The following is a 15,601-nucleotide window of genomic DNA, read 5'->3' as shown; positions in this document are numbered from 1 at the left end:
GCGGCCCATGTGGTGGGCTTATCCTTCTCACTTCATCGTATGTCGATATTCCATGTGCCCACTCAGTCCCATGCTTGTTCTCTGAATTTGGCTTGTTGCTGGGCGGTTTATGGCTTTTCGCGCCGCGTCGAGCATTCCGCGCGCGAGGTCTTTCGCCCGGCCTGTGTCTATGAAGCTTGACGCCGATCCGAGCATGCTCAGATGAGAGGTGAAGAAATCGGCGGCTGCTTCGACTCCGGCGTCGGTGGAAGGCGCGAGTCGTCCGGCGGCGTACGCTTCGATGATCGCGTCGCCGACGGTGAATGCTCCTTCGATGATCTGGCAGCAGTCGTAGTCCTGACTGTTTGCGTAATCCTCCGCCTCGTCTGCCACGATGCTCATTTCAACCCTCCTTCTTCCGCTGGATAATTGTTCTCTGCTAGGCTTCGTGCAACCATGTCAGTCTTCCCTTTCATTCCACTTCCCTCGCCTGGTGGCCTCAGCGCAAAGCGCTTGGTAGAGCATCTGCTCCTGGATCGCGTCGGACAGCGCACGGTGTTCCTCGACGTCTCCGATGTGGTAGTCGACGATGAGGTCCGCGACGCGGTGATGACGCTTCTGCGGGTTGAGCTCCCAGCTCATCTCCTTCGTGCACGCCCACTTGCAGTCGAACACTGGCGAGGTCGGATCGTAGACACGTTCGGCCACGTCAAGGAAACTGACGTCGAATTGAGCGTTGTGCGCGATGATGGTCAACGGCTCCCCCGCCGGCCAGACATGGTCGATCCACTGGTGGAAGCGCATCATCGCCGCGCCGGCGGTCGGCATGCCCTGGAGCATGCGGTCGGTGATGCCGGTGAGGCCCGTGATGAATTCCGTCAATGGATGCTGCGGGTCGATCAACTGCTCGAACTTCGGCCTGCTGTTCTCGTTGCCGGGTTGCACGAACAGGGCGCCGATCTCGATGAGCGTGGCTCCCTCCTCGGGATGGAGGCCGGTGGTCTCCGTGTCAAGCATGATGTATGTGTCGATCGGCTTGTCGAGCGGTTCGATGCGGCGCGGATTGCGACGGTCGATATAGCGTTCCCAATACATTTTTGTTGTGTTTCCTTTCATGGTTGTGGTTCCGTCCGGAGTGGATGGAACCAAAGATTTTTCGATGGAAGTCGATTTTTCGGAGTCGGTCGAACCGATGCGAGGCTAGAGCTTCAGTCAATACTCCCTCTGGCCTTAAGACGCCACAGAGCCGTGGGCGTGGGGCTCCAGCCGTCTAGCAGCAGAAGCTCTTCGTCGGTCAGAGGGGACTCCATCAGGGATATGCGGCGCGTGACCGCGCGGCGTGCGCGAGTCAGTCCCGAATCGTATCCATGGGCGATTTCCCTTTCACTGTGGGGATACCGGCTGGCCTATGCCCTGCCGATACCCCAAGTATATCACACATGTGTGATATTTTGCAGGTGTCTTCCTACTTTTCCAGAGCCCAATCGGCGACCTTGCCGGTCTCCTTAAGTCCGATGGCCTGGCGTGCCCCGTCCTGTCGTCCGTGCCGGTAGGCCGACTGGCTGGATCCCGTGGGCTTGGAGAGTTTCGGCCGACTGTCGCTGAAGGTGACGTGTTTTTCGACCCATTGTTCGACCTGGCTGCCGCGGACGGTGACGAGGTCCCTGCCGGCGCCATCCGATTCCATCTCCCGCCGGAGGATTGCGTATCTGCGGGCGATCTCCTCCTGGAATCCGCGGTAATAGCCGTTCCTCCATGCCGCGTTCGCTTTCGCGCGTGGTGTCGTCCTGGCCCGTTCCCGCCACATGGCAGCTCGGCTGGTCTCCATAGCCGTCCAGATGGCTTCGGTCTTGTCCACGTCGGAGCGGGCTCCGTAAATGCTGATGGAGCAGACGACGTTCCGTCCGTTCCCGGCCCGCCGCCATCCGTATGACGCCCGGCATCGGTTTCCCAGTGCGACGATGTTGGCGAGTTCAGCCATGTACCAGTTGCATGGGTTGGCTTCCAGGTGGATCATACGGCGGATGATCTCGATTGCGTCGTGGTCCTCTTCGAGCTGCCATTCCTCGATGGCGTGCCGGTCCATGAGCCTTTGGGCCTGTTCGAGGGCTATGCGCTGCTCGTTGTCGGACGCTGCGGGATCGTTGGCTATCGCCAGCAGTCTGCGCACTCGTTCCATGATTCGTTCGGCGTCCATCGTTCTCCTTTCCGAAGGTCAGTTGATGGCGAGGTTGATGGTGATGATGGGCTTGTCAATGCTGGGAATGCCGTCCGCCGGCCAGTCGATGCCGGCCTTGCGGAGGATTTCATTGACGCAGGTGCTGTGCGCCGAAACCAATTCCCACTGCCAGCACTGGCGGTTGCACATTCCGTAGCAGCGGTCCCACAGCATGTATCCGAGATCGTCCATGGCGGGCTTGGATTGGTTGAGCAGGTCGCGCAGGGCGAGGACGCTTGCGCGTTCGCCGGCTTCGAGGATGACGGCCTTGCGCCACGTCATGCCGGTGACCCAGCCGCCGCCGTCCACGACGTCGACGCTCTTCTCAAGGGTGACGGTCAGCTTGTAGTTGCACATTTTTCCTGCTCCTGTTTCTCTTGCTCCGTATGTTCACGGGCGTCCGACCCGATATGGAGGCCGGACGTTTTTCTTTTCAGTCGTCGATGGCGTCTTCGAGATGGCAGATGGCGTTCGCCTCGTCGCCCCAGCCGGCGTCGCAGAAGTATTCGTACTCCCCCGCCTCGTTCCTGGTGGTCCAATAGCCTTCCTCGCCGTCGATGCCGTTGGCGTTCTCGACCCACCAGTATTCCCGACCGCCGTCCACGGTCGCGTGAAGCTGGACGTCCCACCTGCCGTACAGGCCCTTCACTTCGATGTTCCTCGGCTTGGACTGCCGTTCGTATGCGCAGTGGTTCATGTTCGTGTCTCCTTGGATGAAACCGGTCCCTGAATTTTTTTCTTTTGGACCGTTTGGTCGAGCGATAGCGTTAGCCGCCGGAACGTCCGCGAGCACGCCGAACCCCTTGGGGTTCGGTATCGCGTGGCGCGGACGCGAGGGCGGTTACGATCCTTGCCGTAGGCAAACGGCCCAAAAGAAAATAAAAGGGTCGCGGCGCGCTGGGCGCCGCTCCATTTCCCTCCGGCCGGGCCGCGGCCTCCGTGGCGCGGTTTGGCCATTATTGGGTCCGGGAACCGGTTCCCGGCGCGTGGAGTCCAGAGGACGTTAGCCGTCCTCTGGCCGCCGGAGGCATCCGCCCGCGATGTCCCGCGGGCGGATTCGGGCTTGCCTGTCTAACCGTCGATTTGCTGGCGGAGTTCTTCTATCTCTCTGGAGAGGATGGCGAGGAATTCCCGGTAGGTGTCAAGTTCGACCGCCATGTCGATGGCTTCGGCCTCCAGTTCGAAATGGCAGTCGCCGTCATCGGTGAATGTGATGTCGGGGAAGTCGAACCATTGCCAGCTGTAACCGTCTGGGTCGCCATGCCATCCGTCTTTGGTTTTGACAAGCGTGTAATGTTCCGTTCCTTCGTACTTTTCGGAAGTATCGGACAGCCTGCGGTCCGAATTTTCGTCGATGTCGCTCATAATGCGGCTCCTTTGATTCCACCGGTTTGCAAGGGAATAATCCGGAGGTCGGCGGAACTCCCTCCGGACCGCCATGTCGGCGGAATGCGTCTCTAATAGGAGTTGGTCGCATGGCCGATGATGACGCGTGGACGATCGGTGCCGTAGCGCAAGCGGCGTAGAGAGGCTCGGATCCGGAATGAGAGCGCGTACGCTCCCGCGGGGATGATGAAGATGAGGACTTCGACCAGTCCGCCGACGAGTTCGGCGCGGGATGTAGGGTCCGCCATGAGTTCGTTGAATGCTTCGAGCATTGTTGTCCCTTTCGTTCTGGGGGTTTCGGCTGGCCTATGTCTTGCCGATAGCCCCCATTATATCACAGTATTGTGATATTTTCCGGTTGTGGCTTGTCTTTTTCAACGGTTTCCGTGTTTTTTCGCGGGTGCGGGCATGCCGTAGACTTCTCGCACCAGTGGCCCGAGGGGGCGGCTCGCCCTGAGCAGGGCGCGCAGGTCGTTCTCTTCGATGGGTTTTTCGCCGTGCCCGTCGGTCTTGAGCTCGCGGAAGGTGCAGGTGTTGACCCCGTCGTGGTGGACGCCGACGTATCTCAGGTCGTCGTGGCCGTCGATCTTCCAGGTCTCGTATTCCATACCGGTCCATGGGCTGTCGGAGATGATGTCGCCGATGTTGTCGAACCTCACGACGCTGGCGATGGTGCGGCTGCCGTTCCAGAGTCCGGCCTTGCCGAGGATGATGACGGGATGCGCGAGCTCGAGGTGACGCAGGTTGTCCCGCTCGTCGGCACGGTATTCAGTGTTGAGGTCGTCCGCGGCGATACGGACGTTCGCGTCGTATTCGTCGATGGATTCGATGGCTTCGACGAGTCGCTGCGGGGCCGGCAGTTCGCACTCCCCCACGACGTATTTCCATGCCTTTTCGAGGATGACGTCCACACCGTACGTCGCGTCCGCCATGGTCTCTTTCGGGTTTTCGGCCATGGCCGTGGCGAGGTGCGCCGCCTTCTGCTTCCAGTCGTCGATGATGGCGTCGATCTGGTCGGTGTCGTTGGTCCAGATGATGTTCTGCTGCATGATGTCGCTCCTTGATGTCCTGTCGGTCCCTGAATTTTTTCTTTTGGACCGTTTGGTCGAGCGATAGCGTTAGCCGCCGGAACGTCCGCGAGCACGCCGAACCCCTTGGGGTTCGGTATCGCGTGGCGCGGACGCGAGGGCGGTTACGATCCTTGCCGTAGGCAAACGGCCCAAAAGAAAATAAAAGGGTCGCGGCGCGTCCATGCGCCGCTCCGTTTCCCGGCCCCGCCGCGCATGGGCATGGCGGGGCACGTTCCGTTGTCGGAATCGTCCCGGAGCGAAGCGGAGGGTCCGTCTCCCCCGGCGCGGAACGCGCCGGGCCGGGTGGGCTCCGGCGGCTTCAGGGGCCGGAAAATGATGGGGGTCGGGCATTCCATTGGTAGGAATGCCCGACCCCCATTCGATGAGCCCGCTTATCAGAGTGCGTGCCGTCCGCGCCTTTCATCGGCCTTCAGGTAGGCTTCGCCATCCGTTCTGACGCCTACGACGATGATGACCATGGTTCCTTCCTTGAGAACCGGCTTGTATACCACTCTGATTCCAAGGTCCCTGAACTTGATTTTGCACAGTCCGGCCAGATGGGCTCGGTTCGCGTTGCGCAACGGCTTGCCGTATCCGCCCTGACTGGATGGCAGCGGATTCTCGCTGACCTTGGCGATGCCTTTGAGCACCTGTTTCTGTTCTGTCTTGCCCAGTCTGCGCATGTCCTTCGCGGCTTCTTCGAGCCATTCGACCCGCCAGCTCACGCCATCTCCGGGGTCGGCGTGCCCGCGATGTCCTCTTCGGTCAGGCCGAGCCCGGCCATCAGGTCGGCGTTGGGGATGGTCGCCCGGCCATTGTTGTCCTCGATGCGTTTTTCCGCGAGGCGGACGTCCTCCGTGTCCTCAAGACGATCGAGAAGGTCCTGATAGTCGTTGATGCCCATCAGCACATAGGACGGCTTGTTGCGCTTGATGATGATGACGGGCGCGCGGTCGGCCTTGTTCAGCACGGCTGAGGTCCGCCCGTTGCTGAGCTCGCTGACTGGCACGAGGTCGTCAAGCACATCCAACGAATTGAACATGACAATCTCCTTATCTGGTATCTGTACCATATTTAATACCATTTTAGCATGTGTGGGCTCAATCCATGCATGTCTGCCGTGAATCCGGCCGATTGGGAGAGGTGTCGGACCGCCGGAACTTCCGGTGGTCCGCCACGGCGTTTTCCGCATCGGCCGTCACTGGTTCAGCAGCTCGTCGATGCGGCCCAGTCCGATGACCTCGACGCCGGTGGGGATGGTCGTTCCGGCGAGATTCGCCGATGGGATGATGATGCGGCGGATTTCCAGCCTGCGCACGGCATATGCGGCGAGGTCGGTTCTTGGCCGGCATCCTCCGATGGGAGGACGCCGGCCCGTCGCGCGGTCAGTCGTGGAAGTTGAGCCACCAGACCTTCCTGCCGGTGTTCCGTTCGAGTTCGTTCAGCACCGTTGCTGTGGTGGTGTCGTTCCACAGTCCGCCGTCGTACCAGCCTTCCTTGCAGATGACGCAGAGACTGCCTATGGCGGTTCTTGCCAAAGCGTCCTCGCGGTTGTACCGGTCGGCCAGTTCACGGCATGTGATTCCCTGCAAGGCGTCGACTCCCTCCCATTCTCCGATTTCGTAATAGTCGTAGAAACTGTCCTCGTTGAACGTGGACACGGCGTCTCCGTCCTCGTTGAGGTTGAGCCTGCGATATTCGGCGTACGCCTTGAGCGCGGCCTCGTCGTCAAGCGCGAGTCGTCCGGCGGCGGCTTTTTTGAACTTTTCATGCATGGGGTCGGTGTCGTTCCCGTGGTCCTCCAAGTAGGCTTGGTCGTCGGCGCGGCCGTTGGCGATGATTTCGCTTCGGGTCTCCTTGACGTATTCGTCCACGTCGGCGTATTCGCTCCATTCTGCGAGGATTCCATAGATGTCGTCCTGTTTCTCCGCGATGACCGCTCCGAGGAAATGCATGATGTTGCTCCTTGGGTCTTGTGTGGGATTGCTCCCGAAAATTTTTTCCTTGTGACCGTTTGGTCAAGCGAAGCGTTAGCCGTCGGAACGTCCGCGAGCACGCCGAACCCCTTGGGGTTCGGTATCGCGTGGCGCAGACGTGGAGACGGTTATGATCCAAAGGCTTTAGCCGAACGGTCACAAGGAAATGCTTTCGGCGACGGCGCCCGGGGCGCCGCTCCGTTTCCCGGCCCCGCCGCGCATGGGCATGGCGGGGCACGTTCCGTTGTCGGAATCGTCCCGGAGCGAAGCGGAGGGTCCGTTGTTCCCGGCGCGTGCGCCGTCCGGGTGGGCGCCGGTCCGCCGCTGGGGTTCGACGCCCCTGCGGCGGTTTCGTCAATCCGAATGGGCGTGGCTCGCCGCGTATGTTCGGCATATGTCCCTTACCATGTCGTCGATGCGCGCGCAGCCGATTTCGTCGGTGACGAGAAGGATGTCGTTGTCAAGGTCGAGCCAGTAGACCACTTCGTCGGTGTCCACATGCCACTCAGCGAAAATGCAGTCGCGGAATGGTTCGACGCCACGCGGATATTCCTTGCATTGGGCGTCGTAGACCGGCGTGTAGCGTTTCAGAGTCGCTTCCGTCTGCCGGATGCTTGCTTCGGCGGTGTCTTTATCGATCCATCCGTCGCACCTGATGTCGTCTGACTGTATGGTGTCCCTGATTTCCATGTCTTTCCTCCTTTTCCGGAATCTATGGGGTTTGCCGACCCGTCACGGATGGATGGCAACCCCCAATCTTTTTTCAGAGGCTGTCGATGAAGCCGAGGATGATGCGGCGTTCGCTCTCGGCCTTCTCGCTGCGTATCGTGCCCTGATAGTTTTCGAGGGCGTCGAGCAGACGGCTTTTCTCGGGATCGTGCTCGCGTTCGCATTCGACGCACTCCCATTCGCCGTCCTTGGTCTCACTCGCGTCATTGTCGCAGATGACGCTGCCGCACGTGGAGCATCGGACGGTGCACGCCTCGCACATGTGCCTGCCGCATTGTGAGCAGGTGTTGCAGCACCGGCATTGGTTTCCGCCGTGGATGCCGACATGGCAGTATGTGCCGTACCATGCTTCGTCCTCGTCGGCATCATGATGGTCGGCTGGTTCCTCACGGTCGTACACCCATTCACTGTTCGGACGGTCGTACCATGGTCTGTCGGGCAGGCTGGCGGTGGTCAGCGAAGTGTAAAGGCACTGTTCGATTTCGTCGTATGCGTCGCAGAACAGGTTGTCCTTGCCTGTTTCGATGCTTCCATTGCCGCATTCCGCGAGCAATGCCTCGGCGTTGGAGTCCGTCGCGCATCTGCCATGTTCCTTCAGAAACGTCTTGACCTGTCCCCACGTGTAGGTGACGGCGCAGACTACCTCATCGTCGGAATGCTTGATGCTGTCGTTCATGTTCGTGTCTCCTTGGATTGAATCGGTCCCTGATTTTTTCTTTCGGACCGTTTGGTCGAGCGATAGCGTTAGCCGTCGGAGCGTCCGCGAGCACGACGGATCCCTTGGGGGCCGGACCGCGTGGCGCGGACGTGGAGGCGGTTACGATCCTTGCCGTAGGCAAACGGTCCAAAAGAAAACAGTGGATGGCGGCGCGCCTGTGCGCCGCTCCGTTTCCAGGCCCCGCCGCGCATGGGCATGGCGGGGCATGTTCCGTTGTCGGGCTTGCCCCGAAGCGTCAGCGGAGGGTCCGTTGTTCCCGGCCATGTGGCCGGCTGATATCGGTGGCCGTACACGTGGTATCGTCGAGACGGTTTCCCTCCGGAGCACTCATCCTATAATTTCTCAATTTGGGATTAATCCGTTTTTCACGGATGTTCACGTTCAAAAATTTCCGGAGGGGCCGTCTTTTTCCCACGTGTTAGAATCCCCGATGGGATTTGTTTTCCGGGATGGCTTCTGCCGTGCCCGGTCCCGCCTTTTTTCGGAAACAGGGAGTGGAGAAGAGCCATGGCGTTCACTTGCATCGAATTGGAGACCCGCCGTCGGCAGCTCGGATTGAGCCAGACCGATCTGGGCGTGTGCATCGGTTTGCTTTCGCCGAAGGATCCGGCTGATCCGCGGCCGGTGGGCCAGCATACGGTCTCCCGTTGGGAGGAAGGCGTGAATGGTCATGACACTCCGCCGTATTGGGTGCAGGACTCCCTGCCCGAAATCCTGGATCGTATCGGCCAGGTACGTGACGCGTTATGCCGGTGGGCGGTGCCTTTCCTGCGTGGATTGGAACCGGATGTGGAAGGCGTGGTGCATGTGCCGATGTACAGGTCCGACCGCGCGTTCGCCCATGCGTTCCCGAAGATGGCGGGATGGCCTGCGAGCATTTGGAATGACGCGGTGGTCCGTGCTGCGGACTCGTTGGATGATGGCCGCGACTACCAGTTCGACCTGCTCCGTTAACGGATCGAATCTCAAGAAAACCACATGGATTTAAAAGAGGCGTAGGAAATGCTTGTGACGAACATTAGCGAATTCGATGCCGGCGAATACATCGAGAGCGATGAGGACGCCATCGCGTACTTCAACGCGATGGCCGAGACCGGCGATTCTACGCTCCTTCAGGCCTCCCTCGACGACATATCCAAGGCCCGCGGCGTGATCCAGATTGCCGCCGGGGAAGCCGGTGTTGGACGCGAAACCGAATAGGGCCGCAAAAACAGGCAAAAACAGGCGGAGATATGTCCGTATCGTCAGCAGTTAGGCAGTGGTTTAGGCGTCATTCATTGTCTTCCAGCAGGTCTTCGGCGTGTGCTCCCAGCGCGCGGGCGAGGTTGGCCGCGGTTTTCAGGCTCATGTTGGCCGTGGAGTAGCGTCCGGTCTCGAATTCGCTGATCCTGGATTGTCTGATGTGGCTCAATTCTGCGAGTTCGACCTGGCTGAGGCCGGCCTGTTTGCGGAGTTCGGCGAGTTTCGATGTTCTTTTTCCCATTTCATGGCTCCAGTAGCGTGTGGTATTGGCCTACGTAGATGGTTCCGTCGTCGATGAGCGTGTGGATGCGTGCTTCGATGACGTCCTCGTCCACGTTTTCGAGGGCGCCGTATCCTTCCAATTCGCCGATTCCCCTGTCGTCCACGCCTTCGCCGGTATCGCCGACGAGACTGCGGATGGTCTTGCGGATGCCGTATCCGAAGCCGAGCAGGCGTTCGCGCGCGTAGACGAACCTGACTATCGTCGTGTCGATTACCTCGGTGTCCTGGACGCTTCCCTTCCCGTTCTTCTTTTTCGTGGAATGGCTTGCCTGGATGGTCGGGTCGCAGTCCTGCACGTACGTGCAGTTTCCGCAGTTGTCGCAGTATTCCTCGTGGTCGGTGTCGCCGAAATAGTCGAGGATGACGCCGCGAAGGCATTGGTCGGTTTCGCAGTAGCGGCTCATGGCGTGGAGACGGTCGAACGCGGCCTGTTGGGCCTTGGCGCGGCCCTTCGGGTCTTCGAGCGCGTTTCCCGCGTTGTCGGCGAGGCGGCGCCTCCAGTCGGCGAAGTCGCCGCCGGTCCACAGCATGACGCTTCGTGCTGGTTTGCCGTCTCTTCCCGCGCGTCCCGCTTCCTGGTAGAACGCTTCCAGGCTTTCGCAGGGGCCGTCGTTGACGACCCAGCGTACGTCGGGCTTGTCGACGCCCATGCCGAACGCGGTGGTCGCGCAGATCACGCGTGGCGAGCCGGTTAGGAATCCGTCTTGGATGCGTGCCTTCTCCTTGTCGGTGAGGGGCGCGTAGAACGCTTCCGCGTCGATGCCGGCCTCGCGCAGGGTTTCGGCGAGCTCGTCGCAGCGGCGGATGGTGGTGCAGTAGACGATGCCGCTTCCCTGCTTGGCTTTCGCCCAGTTGGTGATGAATTTCTTCCGCGCGGCCGGCTTGAGTTCGATCGTGTCGAATCGGATGTTGGGACGGTCGAAGCCCGTGCCGAGCATGATGGGATTGTCGAGCCCCAGTGCGTGGGCGATTTCCGGCACCTGCCGGCGGGTCGCGGTCGCGGTGAACGCGGCCACTACCGGGCGCGTGGGCAGTCCGGCGATGAATTCGCCGATTTTGAGGTAGTTCGGGCGGAAGTCGTGGCCCCATTGGAGTACGCAGTGGGCCTCGTCCACGGCGATCAGGTCGATGCGTGTGGATTGGCTGAAGAACAGGAAATCGTCTGCGAACAGGCGTTCGGGTGCGACGTAGAGGATGCGGAGTCCTCCGCCGTGGGCCATGGCGTAGATGCTTTGGCGTTGCTTCGGGGTCACTCCGCTGTCGATGAGGGCCGCGGCCACTCCCCTGGCCTGCAACGCCTGCACCTGGTCTCGCATGAGGGCGCGCAATGGGGACACGACGAGCGCGAGATGGCCTTCGCGCATCGCGGGAAGCTGGTAGCAGACGCTTTTTCCACTGCCGGTCGGCATGACGGCGATCAGGTCGCGGTCGTTGAGGATGGTGTTGACGGCTTCGAGCTGGCCCGGGCGGAAGGACTTGTAGCCGTAGGCCTTGTCGAGCTGGTTGAGCGCGGCTTGGGACCAGTCGCGCAGTTCGTCTTCGCGGATGCGTCCGGTGTCGGTTTCGAGGATGTTGACTTTCATCATGTGCGGGTTTCCTTCTTCCGTTTCGGGCTCGGCCTGTGCCCTCCCGACACAGACCAGTATATCACAATACTGTGATATTTGTTTTGGATTGTTTTAAGTGTTGCATCTTCCGGACATGCAACGCTTATCCGATGCTCCCGTGGAACGTTTTCCCGTTATCCGCAGTCGATGGGCCTGCGGGCGCGTGACGATTCCATAGGGAGGTTCGCATGCCGCGTTTCTACGGGTTCGATGGTTCCACTGGGATGGATCTGCGTCCGGTCGGCCAGTTGGAGGCGGAGGATGCCGCGCGTCGCGAGAGGGAACGCCGCCGTCATCCCATGCCCGTGACCACGCGTATCCGTCTGGTCTCCCAGCCGCCGGAGGGCCTGCTGCCCTTGTCCTTGTTCGACAGGGTCGGACTCGCCGACCGGAAAAGCCTGTATCCGCGGAGTATGGAGACCGTTCCGCCCGATCTTGCGGGATTGTATGTGGATTACATGACCCGTGTGGCGATGGGCACTCCCGTGCGGGTCGCGTTCCATGTTCCCTTGTTGGGTGCGCGGCTGGTCGGACAGGGCGAATACGCGGAGTCCCTGCTGTCCCGTGTGACGGATTTCTCTCCCGCGTCGGCGCGTGCAGCGTGCCTGCTGCTTGATTTCGATGCGGCGTCGCGTCGTGGACCGCAGTATTGGCGTCCGCGGCGCATGGTTCCGGATGATGCGACGTATTTCAATCTCACGCGTATGGTGGCCCGGTCGCGTGCCTTTTTCGACGAGTATGGTCCGGTCGTGTGGGACGGTTTCGACTTCGAGGGCGGGTATACGGACCGGATCACGTCGGGTAGTGGCGATTTCCTCACCGCTGACACGTTGTGGGATTTCAAGGTGAGCTCCTATAGGCCGAATCCCATGTACACGTTGCAGTTGCTGGTCTACTGGCGTATGGGATTGCATTCCGTGCATGACGAGTATCGGATGGTCCGGCGGTTGGGTTTCTTCAATCCGCGGCGCGACGAGGTGTGGCTGTTGGACGTGGACCGTATCGATGGTCGGCTTGTTGATTGGACGGACCATGAGCTGATCGGATATCCGAAGGACTAACGGCCCATGCGCCATGCTTTTTAGGTTCGGCGCATAGGCCTTGCGTCACGTCGGTTAGTTCCGGTCGATGAAGGTCAGTATGAAGTATCGGATGAGGGTGCCGGTCTCGTCCGGCGTTCCGGCCAGTCCGGACGACTTGTCGGGTTCGATTCTTCCGATCGCGGCGTATTCCAGGGCCTTGCGCACGCCCATCCATTGTTTCATCGTTTCCAATGATTGGAACGTTTCGGCCGGCGTGTCCGTAAGGTAGCTGCGTACCTTCACGTTCGTGGCCCCGTCGATCCGGCCGGCGTTGGAGGCCAGCAGGCAGGTCACCGCCCGTGTGTGTCCCGTATCGGGATCTTCCGTTGCGTCATGTATGCCACGCATCTCGCGATCATGCGGCCGCGGATATCGTCGTCCATGTCGAGCGTGCTTGCAGGTTCAATCATGGGATTTCTTCTCGTCCATCTGGCTGGCGATGTAGTCGGTGAGGTGTTGGACGCAGAGTGCGAATCCTTTGCGGTTGCCGTCGTCCTTGAGGTTCGGACTGTAGTAGAAGTCGCCGGCGACCAGGTCGACGGCGATCTCGTAATCGTCGCTGTCGGGTTTCTCGTCGATTCCCATGAATTCCACCCATATGGCCTGCGGCAGGCTGGGTACGACGTCTTCGGGTATTCGCGGCCCGGTCAATGTCATGTCCATCGCATGGCATGCCGCCCATACGGGGTCGGGATTCTTGGCGACGGAAGGGTCCATGAAGCATTCCATGACCGTGTTGGTCTTGTCCAGCGCGGTGATCCGTGTTCCTGCGAGGGCGAGACGTGCCGAAGGCACCGTACGTCCCGCGCATATGCCGAACCAGAGTTTTCCGGCATGTTCTTCCATGATCGATCCTATTTCCTTCCGTGTTCGTCCAGCCATGTTTTGATGCCCATCACCACGCTGAACACCGCGGCGATGGCGAGGATGAGCAGGAGGATGAGCCATAGCCAACCGTATTGTGGCAGTAGCGCGCATTCCGTGCAGACCATCAGCATCGCGACTATGCAGACGGCGAGGATGACCAGGGATTTGATTATGTTGTCGTCGTTCCGGACGCTCATTGCCGTTCCTCTTTCTTGATCTTGGCCCGCCATCGCGCCACGCATCGTTCTATGCGTTTCCGTCCGATGAGTTCCGGTCCGACTCCCGCTCCACGGAAAATGTCAACCGGTCGGGAGCCTGCTTCGAGTTCCTTTTCGGCGTATTCGATGAAGGTTTTGTTCCAGGTGATTCTTTTCTCGGTGCATGCGTCGATGATGTCGAGACTGCATAGGTATTTGCGTTCCGGCTCGTCGAACGGCTTACCACGTGGACGGTCTTTTGCTTTCGGTCTGGTCATTCCTATCATTTCTGTCCTTTCCGCCGGAATGAGCCGGCTTTGTTTTTTTAGATGTCGAGTTCTCCTTGGATGACGGGGTGGCTGCCTTCCGGCCCATAGTCGGATTCGTCCAACCGCCAGACCGTTTCCTTTCCTCCGTTGAGTGGATGTTCCTCCACAAGGGTCAGTCCGCAGACTCCGCACCGCATCAGTCTTAGTTTGCTTTGGGTGGTACGGCCGTTGATGGTCCTCGGCCTCCACAGGTGGGGCCTGTATTGTTTCCATCGTCTGCGTTCGTCCGTGCCGGGGCATGCCTGATCCTTTAACGGGTTGTTGTTCCCGCACAGGAACGGCATGGTGTCGGTCCACGTGTCCGCCCAATAGATGTATTCGCCATCCCATTTGACGGGAAGGCGATCGTCCGAAAGAACGCTTTCCGCGCGTAGGGTCCTTTCGGTTTCTTCTGCCGACGTCCTTTGGGCGTTCATGGCGGAGTCATGCCTTTCCCATGCAGGCCTCGGCTTGGTGTTCCACTCCGGCGAGATATGCCTGGCTGATGATGTTCATCGTCTGGTCGATTCCGTACATGTCGTTTTTGGCTGTTACCAGGTAACGGTCCTTTATTTTTCGTGCGTATTCGTTCGCTGGTTCGATCGCGTCGCTCAACGCGTTGGCCCAGATGCGTTCTTCTTCGCTCATTTGTCTTCCTTCTTGTCGAGAGCCTGTTCTGCTTGGATGCAGAAGTCCAATGCATCGTTCCACGCGGCGCGGTATGCGAGGGCCCATGCCTGCGCGGGCGATTCGGTGGTGAGATGGGCTTCCAATAGTGTTTTGATGGCTTTTCGTTTGACGTATTCGTCGGCGCCCGTGGTGTCGATCTCTTCCAGTTGCGGTGTCGCACCGTCCTTCCGGTCGAGGATGAGTCTGATGCCTTCGATGATGAGGCTGGTTGACGTGATACCCAACTTGGCGGCGTGGTCTTTGAGTTTCTGCTTCAGTCCGATGGGGATCATGAAGCTCGTCATCGACATCGCCTCGGCTTCCCTGCTGTTTTTCTTCATGGAGAATAGTGTTCCGTCCGTGTTCATATGACTTCTTTCAATCCGCTGATTTGCTGGTGGATGTCATTGAGTTTCCGTACTGAGGTGTTGATTATGGTTCTCATGGTGAAGTCCTCTTTGACCAGCCTGTCGGTCATTTCGAAGTTTTCCCTGACCAGCCTGTCGGTCGTCCTTCTCATGAACCACATTTCAACGGACTCGTATTCATCCGATGGAGTTCCGTTTCCCATTACTCGTCCTTGCTTTGGGGCCGTGCGAGTCTGTCAAGGCCTTCGACGACGGTGAGTTCCGCCCATGCGCGGTTCATTGCTTGGGCGAGCCGTATGGTCGTATGGTCCTTGGCTTGCTCGATGAGTTGACGGTAGAGTCTTTCGGCTGTTTCGCATGCTTCTTCATGGCTGATGGGTTCCAGAACCTCTTCCTCGCGCATTGGAATGCAGAGCTCGTCCATGACCTGGGCGAGCCGGTTGTACGCTTCGGCCAGTCCGTGCGTGTTCTCGTCCTCGCTTATGTTCTGCAGGGTGGCGTTGAGTTGGCCGGCAAATTCCACGACCTGCGCCATCGTTGTTTTCCTCATGTCGTTTCTTTCCTTCCTCCATGCCATTGACAAGGACCGTGATGAGGAGGATCGGAGTGATTGCGATCGCCATCATGCCGCACAACGTTCCTACCGTTCGACTGAGATGCAGTAAACGTGGGTCGGCGTGTGCGGATACGGTGACTGCGATGTAGCAGGCGCAATTGATGGTGAACAGGTTCATCGCGATTATCGCGATGAACCTGAGTATCGTCCGTGGACCTCGACCGTTCCTCATCGGCTTTCATCCTTTTGGGAGTCGATTTCCTGAAAAGGTTTTGATTTTGAAGGAACGCCGTCGGGGGAATTGTTAGAGTCTGCTGTTGTTAATGTTTCCCCCGTCGGTTTCCTTC

The 15,601-nt window shown here is 59.6% G+C and carries 27 protein-coding genes; 3 read left to right on the top strand and 24 right to left on the bottom strand.

Annotated features, from left to right (window positions below; genetic code table 11):
* Positions 1-27: 27 nt before the first annotated feature.
* The 13 genes from Q5H33_RS00235 to Q5H33_RS00175 form a co-directional block, all read right to left on the bottom strand.
* The gene (locus tag Q5H33_RS00235; RefSeq protein WP_042991164.1) at positions 28-381 is read right to left on the bottom strand and encodes a hypothetical protein; all 354 of its coding nucleotides are present in this window, start codon (positions 379-381) and stop codon (positions 28-30) included.
* Positions 382-438: 57 nt separating this feature from the next.
* A complete protein-coding gene (locus Q5H33_RS00230) occupies positions 439-1,074 on the bottom strand; it encodes a PolC-type DNA polymerase III (RefSeq protein ID WP_118331892.1) in 636 nt (211 codons plus the stop codon).
* Positions 1,075-1,444: 370 nt separating this feature from the next.
* Positions 1,445-2,176, bottom strand: coding sequence for a DUF2786 domain-containing protein (locus Q5H33_RS00225; RefSeq protein WP_302422405.1), 732 nt, complete (start codon positions 2,174-2,176; stop codon positions 1,445-1,447).
* 18 nt (positions 2,177-2,194) lie between these two features.
* Positions 2,195-2,554, bottom strand: coding sequence for a hypothetical protein (locus tag Q5H33_RS00220; RefSeq protein ID WP_046999525.1), 360 nt, complete (start codon positions 2,552-2,554; stop codon positions 2,195-2,197).
* Positions 2,555-2,630: 76 nt separating this feature from the next.
* Positions 2,631-2,894 carry a hypothetical protein gene (locus Q5H33_RS00215; RefSeq protein WP_042991447.1) on the bottom strand — a complete coding sequence of 88 codons (264 nt, stop codon included), beginning with the start codon at positions 2,892-2,894 and terminating at the stop codon, positions 2,631-2,633.
* 374 nt (positions 2,895-3,268) lie between these two features.
* Positions 3,269-3,562, bottom strand: a complete 294-nt coding sequence (locus Q5H33_RS00210; protein WP_195400330.1) for a hypothetical protein — start codon at positions 3,560-3,562, stop codon at positions 3,269-3,271.
* 92 nt (positions 3,563-3,654) lie between these two features.
* Positions 3,655-3,855 (bottom strand): hypothetical protein, encoded by a 201-nt coding sequence (locus tag Q5H33_RS00205; RefSeq protein WP_033500385.1) that lies wholly within the window; start codon positions 3,853-3,855, stop codon positions 3,655-3,657.
* A gap of 102 nt (positions 3,856-3,957) precedes the next feature.
* The gene (locus Q5H33_RS00200) at positions 3,958-4,632 is read right to left on the bottom strand and encodes a hypothetical protein (protein ID WP_302422402.1); all 675 of its coding nucleotides are present in this window, start codon (positions 4,630-4,632) and stop codon (positions 3,958-3,960) included.
* 416 nt (positions 4,633-5,048) lie between these two features.
* The gene (locus Q5H33_RS00195; RefSeq protein ID WP_085393130.1) at positions 5,049-5,378 is read right to left on the bottom strand and encodes a type II toxin-antitoxin system RelE/ParE family toxin; all 330 of its coding nucleotides are present in this window, start codon (positions 5,376-5,378) and stop codon (positions 5,049-5,051) included.
* Positions 5,375-5,725, bottom strand: coding sequence for a type II toxin-antitoxin system Phd/YefM family antitoxin (locus tag Q5H33_RS00190; protein ID WP_195400326.1), 351 nt, complete (start codon positions 5,723-5,725; stop codon positions 5,375-5,377). Before Q5H33_RS00190 ends, Q5H33_RS00195 begins: the two co-directional genes overlap by 4 nt.
* A 313-nt stretch (positions 5,726-6,038) precedes the next feature.
* Positions 6,039-6,608 carry a hypothetical protein gene (locus Q5H33_RS00185; RefSeq protein WP_046999533.1) on the bottom strand — a complete coding sequence of 190 codons (570 nt, stop codon included), beginning with the start codon at positions 6,606-6,608 and terminating at the stop codon, positions 6,039-6,041.
* Between the two features lie 375 nt (positions 6,609-6,983).
* Complete coding sequence (locus Q5H33_RS00180) at positions 6,984-7,319, bottom strand: hypothetical protein (protein WP_042991303.1); 336 nt, start codon at positions 7,317-7,319, stop codon at positions 6,984-6,986.
* Between the two features lie 73 nt (positions 7,320-7,392).
* Positions 7,393-8,034, bottom strand: coding sequence for a hypothetical protein (locus tag Q5H33_RS00175; protein ID WP_118331898.1), 642 nt, complete (start codon positions 8,032-8,034; stop codon positions 7,393-7,395).
* A 549-nt stretch (positions 8,035-8,583) separates the two neighbouring features.
* On the opposite strand from Q5H33_RS00175, the gene Q5H33_RS00170 reads away from it, so the two are divergent.
* Positions 8,584-9,030, top strand: a complete 447-nt coding sequence (locus tag Q5H33_RS00170; RefSeq protein WP_042991307.1) for a hypothetical protein — start codon at positions 8,584-8,586, stop codon at positions 9,028-9,030.
* 54 nt (positions 9,031-9,084) lie between these two features.
* Positions 9,085-9,276, top strand: a complete 192-nt coding sequence (locus tag Q5H33_RS00165) for a DNA-binding protein (RefSeq protein ID WP_179141979.1) — start codon at positions 9,085-9,087, stop codon at positions 9,274-9,276.
* 70 nt (positions 9,277-9,346) lie between these two features.
* On the opposite strand, the gene Q5H33_RS00160 is transcribed toward Q5H33_RS00165, so the two are convergent.
* Positions 9,347-9,559 (bottom strand): helix-turn-helix transcriptional regulator, encoded by a 213-nt coding sequence (locus tag Q5H33_RS00160; RefSeq protein WP_117805641.1) that lies wholly within the window; start codon positions 9,557-9,559, stop codon positions 9,347-9,349.
* Between the two features lies 1 nt (position 9,560).
* Positions 9,561-11,186, bottom strand: coding sequence for an ATP-dependent DNA helicase RecQ (locus tag Q5H33_RS00155; RefSeq protein ID WP_118331899.1), 1,626 nt, complete (start codon positions 11,184-11,186; stop codon positions 9,561-9,563).
* A 209-nt stretch (positions 11,187-11,395) separates the two neighbouring features.
* Between Q5H33_RS00155 and Q5H33_RS00150 the strand changes: the two genes are divergently transcribed.
* Complete coding sequence (locus Q5H33_RS00150) at positions 11,396-12,268, top strand: hypothetical protein (RefSeq protein WP_151913046.1); 873 nt, start codon at positions 11,396-11,398, stop codon at positions 12,266-12,268.
* A 54-nt stretch (positions 12,269-12,322) separates the two neighbouring features.
* On the opposite strand, the gene Q5H33_RS00145 is transcribed toward Q5H33_RS00150, so the two are convergent.
* From Q5H33_RS00145 to Q5H33_RS00105, 9 genes are read right to left on the bottom strand one after another with little or no spacing between them, the layout of a single operon-like run.
* Positions 12,323-12,637: a hypothetical protein gene (locus tag Q5H33_RS00145; protein WP_302422393.1), complete on the bottom strand. Its 315-nt coding sequence runs from the start codon at positions 12,635-12,637 to the stop codon at positions 12,323-12,325.
* A gap of 54 nt (positions 12,638-12,691) precedes the next feature.
* Positions 12,692-13,135 (bottom strand): hypothetical protein, encoded by a 444-nt coding sequence (locus tag Q5H33_RS00140; protein WP_033500302.1) that lies wholly within the window; start codon positions 13,133-13,135, stop codon positions 12,692-12,694.
* Between the two features lie 8 nt (positions 13,136-13,143).
* Positions 13,144-13,353 (bottom strand): hypothetical protein, encoded by a 210-nt coding sequence (locus tag Q5H33_RS00135; RefSeq protein ID WP_042990446.1) that lies wholly within the window; start codon positions 13,351-13,353, stop codon positions 13,144-13,146.
* Positions 13,350-13,631 (bottom strand): hypothetical protein, encoded by a 282-nt coding sequence (locus tag Q5H33_RS00130; protein ID WP_085393136.1) that lies wholly within the window; start codon positions 13,629-13,631, stop codon positions 13,350-13,352. The genes Q5H33_RS00135 and Q5H33_RS00130 overlap by 4 nt, the downstream gene beginning before the upstream one ends.
* A gap of 47 nt (positions 13,632-13,678) precedes the next feature.
* Complete coding sequence (locus tag Q5H33_RS00125; protein ID WP_302422389.1) at positions 13,679-14,098, bottom strand: hypothetical protein; 420 nt, start codon at positions 14,096-14,098, stop codon at positions 13,679-13,681.
* Between the two features lie 7 nt (positions 14,099-14,105).
* The gene (locus Q5H33_RS00120; protein WP_033500300.1) at positions 14,106-14,309 is read right to left on the bottom strand and encodes a hypothetical protein; all 204 of its coding nucleotides are present in this window, start codon (positions 14,307-14,309) and stop codon (positions 14,106-14,108) included.
* Positions 14,306-14,698 carry a hypothetical protein gene (locus Q5H33_RS00115; protein ID WP_118092210.1) on the bottom strand — a complete coding sequence of 131 codons (393 nt, stop codon included), beginning with the start codon at positions 14,696-14,698 and terminating at the stop codon, positions 14,306-14,308. Before Q5H33_RS00115 ends, Q5H33_RS00120 begins: the two co-directional genes overlap by 4 nt.
* A complete protein-coding gene (locus tag Q5H33_RS00110) occupies positions 14,695-14,901 on the bottom strand; it encodes a hypothetical protein (RefSeq protein WP_117805647.1) in 207 nt (68 codons plus the stop codon). Before Q5H33_RS00110 ends, Q5H33_RS00115 begins: the two co-directional genes overlap by 4 nt.
* Positions 14,901-15,248: a hypothetical protein gene (locus Q5H33_RS00105; RefSeq protein ID WP_302422388.1), complete on the bottom strand. Its 348-nt coding sequence runs from the start codon at positions 15,246-15,248 to the stop codon at positions 14,901-14,903. The genes Q5H33_RS00110 and Q5H33_RS00105 overlap by 1 nt, the downstream gene beginning before the upstream one ends.
* Positions 15,249-15,601 lie beyond the last annotated feature (353 nt).

The sequence above is a fragment of the uncultured Bifidobacterium sp. genome, assembly GCF_959020145.1.
Taxonomy (GTDB): Bacteria; Actinomycetota; Actinomycetes; order Actinomycetales; family Bifidobacteriaceae; genus Bifidobacterium.
Note: the sequence above shows the minus strand (reverse complement) of the source record. Positions and strands in the feature narration are given on the sequence as shown.

What these genes read in the sequence shown, in the direction of transcription:
- Q5H33_RS00105 (WP_302422388.1), bottom strand. Translation starts at nt 15,248, where the DNA reads ATGAGGAAAACAACGATGGCGCAGGTCGTGGAATTTGCCGGCCAACTC.
- Q5H33_RS00120 (WP_033500300.1), bottom strand. Translation starts at nt 14,309, where the DNA reads ATGAGCGAAGAAGAACGCATCTGGGCCAACGCGTTGAGCGACGCGATC.
- Q5H33_RS00230 (WP_118331892.1), bottom strand. Translation starts at nt 1,074, where the DNA reads ATGTATTGGGAACGCTATATCGACCGTCGCAATCCGCGCCGCATCGAA.
- Q5H33_RS00115 (WP_118092210.1), bottom strand. Translation starts at nt 14,698, where the DNA reads ATGAACACGGACGGAACACTATTCTCCATGAAGAAAAACAGCAGGGAA.
- Q5H33_RS00140 (WP_033500302.1), bottom strand. Translation starts at nt 13,135, where the DNA reads ATGGAAGAACATGCCGGAAAACTCTGGTTCGGCATATGCGCGGGACGT.
- Q5H33_RS00180 (WP_042991303.1), bottom strand. Translation starts at nt 7,319, where the DNA reads ATGGAAATCAGGGACACCATACAGTCAGACGACATCAGGTGCGACGGA.
- Q5H33_RS00200 (WP_302422402.1), bottom strand. Translation starts at nt 4,632, where the DNA reads ATGCAGCAGAACATCATCTGGACCAACGACACCGACCAGATCGACGCC.
- Q5H33_RS00130 (WP_085393136.1), bottom strand. Translation starts at nt 13,631, where the DNA reads ATGACCAGACCGAAAGCAAAAGACCGTCCACGTGGTAAGCCGTTCGAC.
- Q5H33_RS00145 (WP_302422393.1), bottom strand. Translation starts at nt 12,637, where the DNA reads ATGCGTGGCATACATGACGCAACGGAAGATCCCGATACGGGACACACA.
- Q5H33_RS00175 (WP_118331898.1), bottom strand. Translation starts at nt 8,034, where the DNA reads ATGAACGACAGCATCAAGCATTCCGACGATGAGGTAGTCTGCGCCGTC.
- Q5H33_RS00235 (WP_042991164.1), bottom strand. Translation starts at nt 381, where the DNA reads ATGAGCATCGTGGCAGACGAGGCGGAGGATTACGCAAACAGTCAGGAC.
- Q5H33_RS00205 (WP_033500385.1), bottom strand. Translation starts at nt 3,855, where the DNA reads ATGCTCGAAGCATTCAACGAACTCATGGCGGACCCTACATCCCGCGCC.
- Q5H33_RS00150 (WP_151913046.1), top strand. Translation starts at nt 11,396, where the DNA reads ATGCCGCGTTTCTACGGGTTCGATGGTTCCACTGGGATGGATCTGCGT.
- Q5H33_RS00225 (WP_302422405.1), bottom strand. Translation starts at nt 2,176, where the DNA reads ATGGACGCCGAACGAATCATGGAACGAGTGCGCAGACTGCTGGCGATA.
- Q5H33_RS00220 (WP_046999525.1), bottom strand. Translation starts at nt 2,554, where the DNA reads ATGTGCAACTACAAGCTGACCGTCACCCTTGAGAAGAGCGTCGACGTC.
- Q5H33_RS00125 (WP_302422389.1), bottom strand. Translation starts at nt 14,098, where the DNA reads ATGAACGCCCAAAGGACGTCGGCAGAAGAAACCGAAAGGACCCTACGC.
- Q5H33_RS00170 (WP_042991307.1), top strand. Translation starts at nt 8,584, where the DNA reads ATGGCGTTCACTTGCATCGAATTGGAGACCCGCCGTCGGCAGCTCGGA.
- Q5H33_RS00185 (WP_046999533.1), bottom strand. Translation starts at nt 6,608, where the DNA reads ATGCATTTCCTCGGAGCGGTCATCGCGGAGAAACAGGACGACATCTAT.
- Q5H33_RS00155 (WP_118331899.1), bottom strand. Translation starts at nt 11,186, where the DNA reads ATGATGAAAGTCAACATCCTCGAAACCGACACCGGACGCATCCGCGAA.
- Q5H33_RS00110 (WP_117805647.1), bottom strand. Translation starts at nt 14,901, where the DNA reads ATGGGAAACGGAACTCCATCGGATGAATACGAGTCCGTTGAAATGTGG.
- Q5H33_RS00135 (WP_042990446.1), bottom strand. Translation starts at nt 13,353, where the DNA reads ATGAGCGTCCGGAACGACGACAACATAATCAAATCCCTGGTCATCCTC.
- Q5H33_RS00210 (WP_195400330.1), bottom strand. Translation starts at nt 3,562, where the DNA reads ATGAGCGACATCGACGAAAATTCGGACCGCAGGCTGTCCGATACTTCC.
- Q5H33_RS00190 (WP_195400326.1), bottom strand. Translation starts at nt 5,725, where the DNA reads ATGGTACAGATACCAGATAAGGAGATTGTCATGTTCAATTCGTTGGAT.
- Q5H33_RS00215 (WP_042991447.1), bottom strand. Translation starts at nt 2,894, where the DNA reads ATGAACCACTGCGCATACGAACGGCAGTCCAAGCCGAGGAACATCGAA.
- Q5H33_RS00160 (WP_117805641.1), bottom strand. Translation starts at nt 9,559, where the DNA reads ATGGGAAAAAGAACATCGAAACTCGCCGAACTCCGCAAACAGGCCGGC.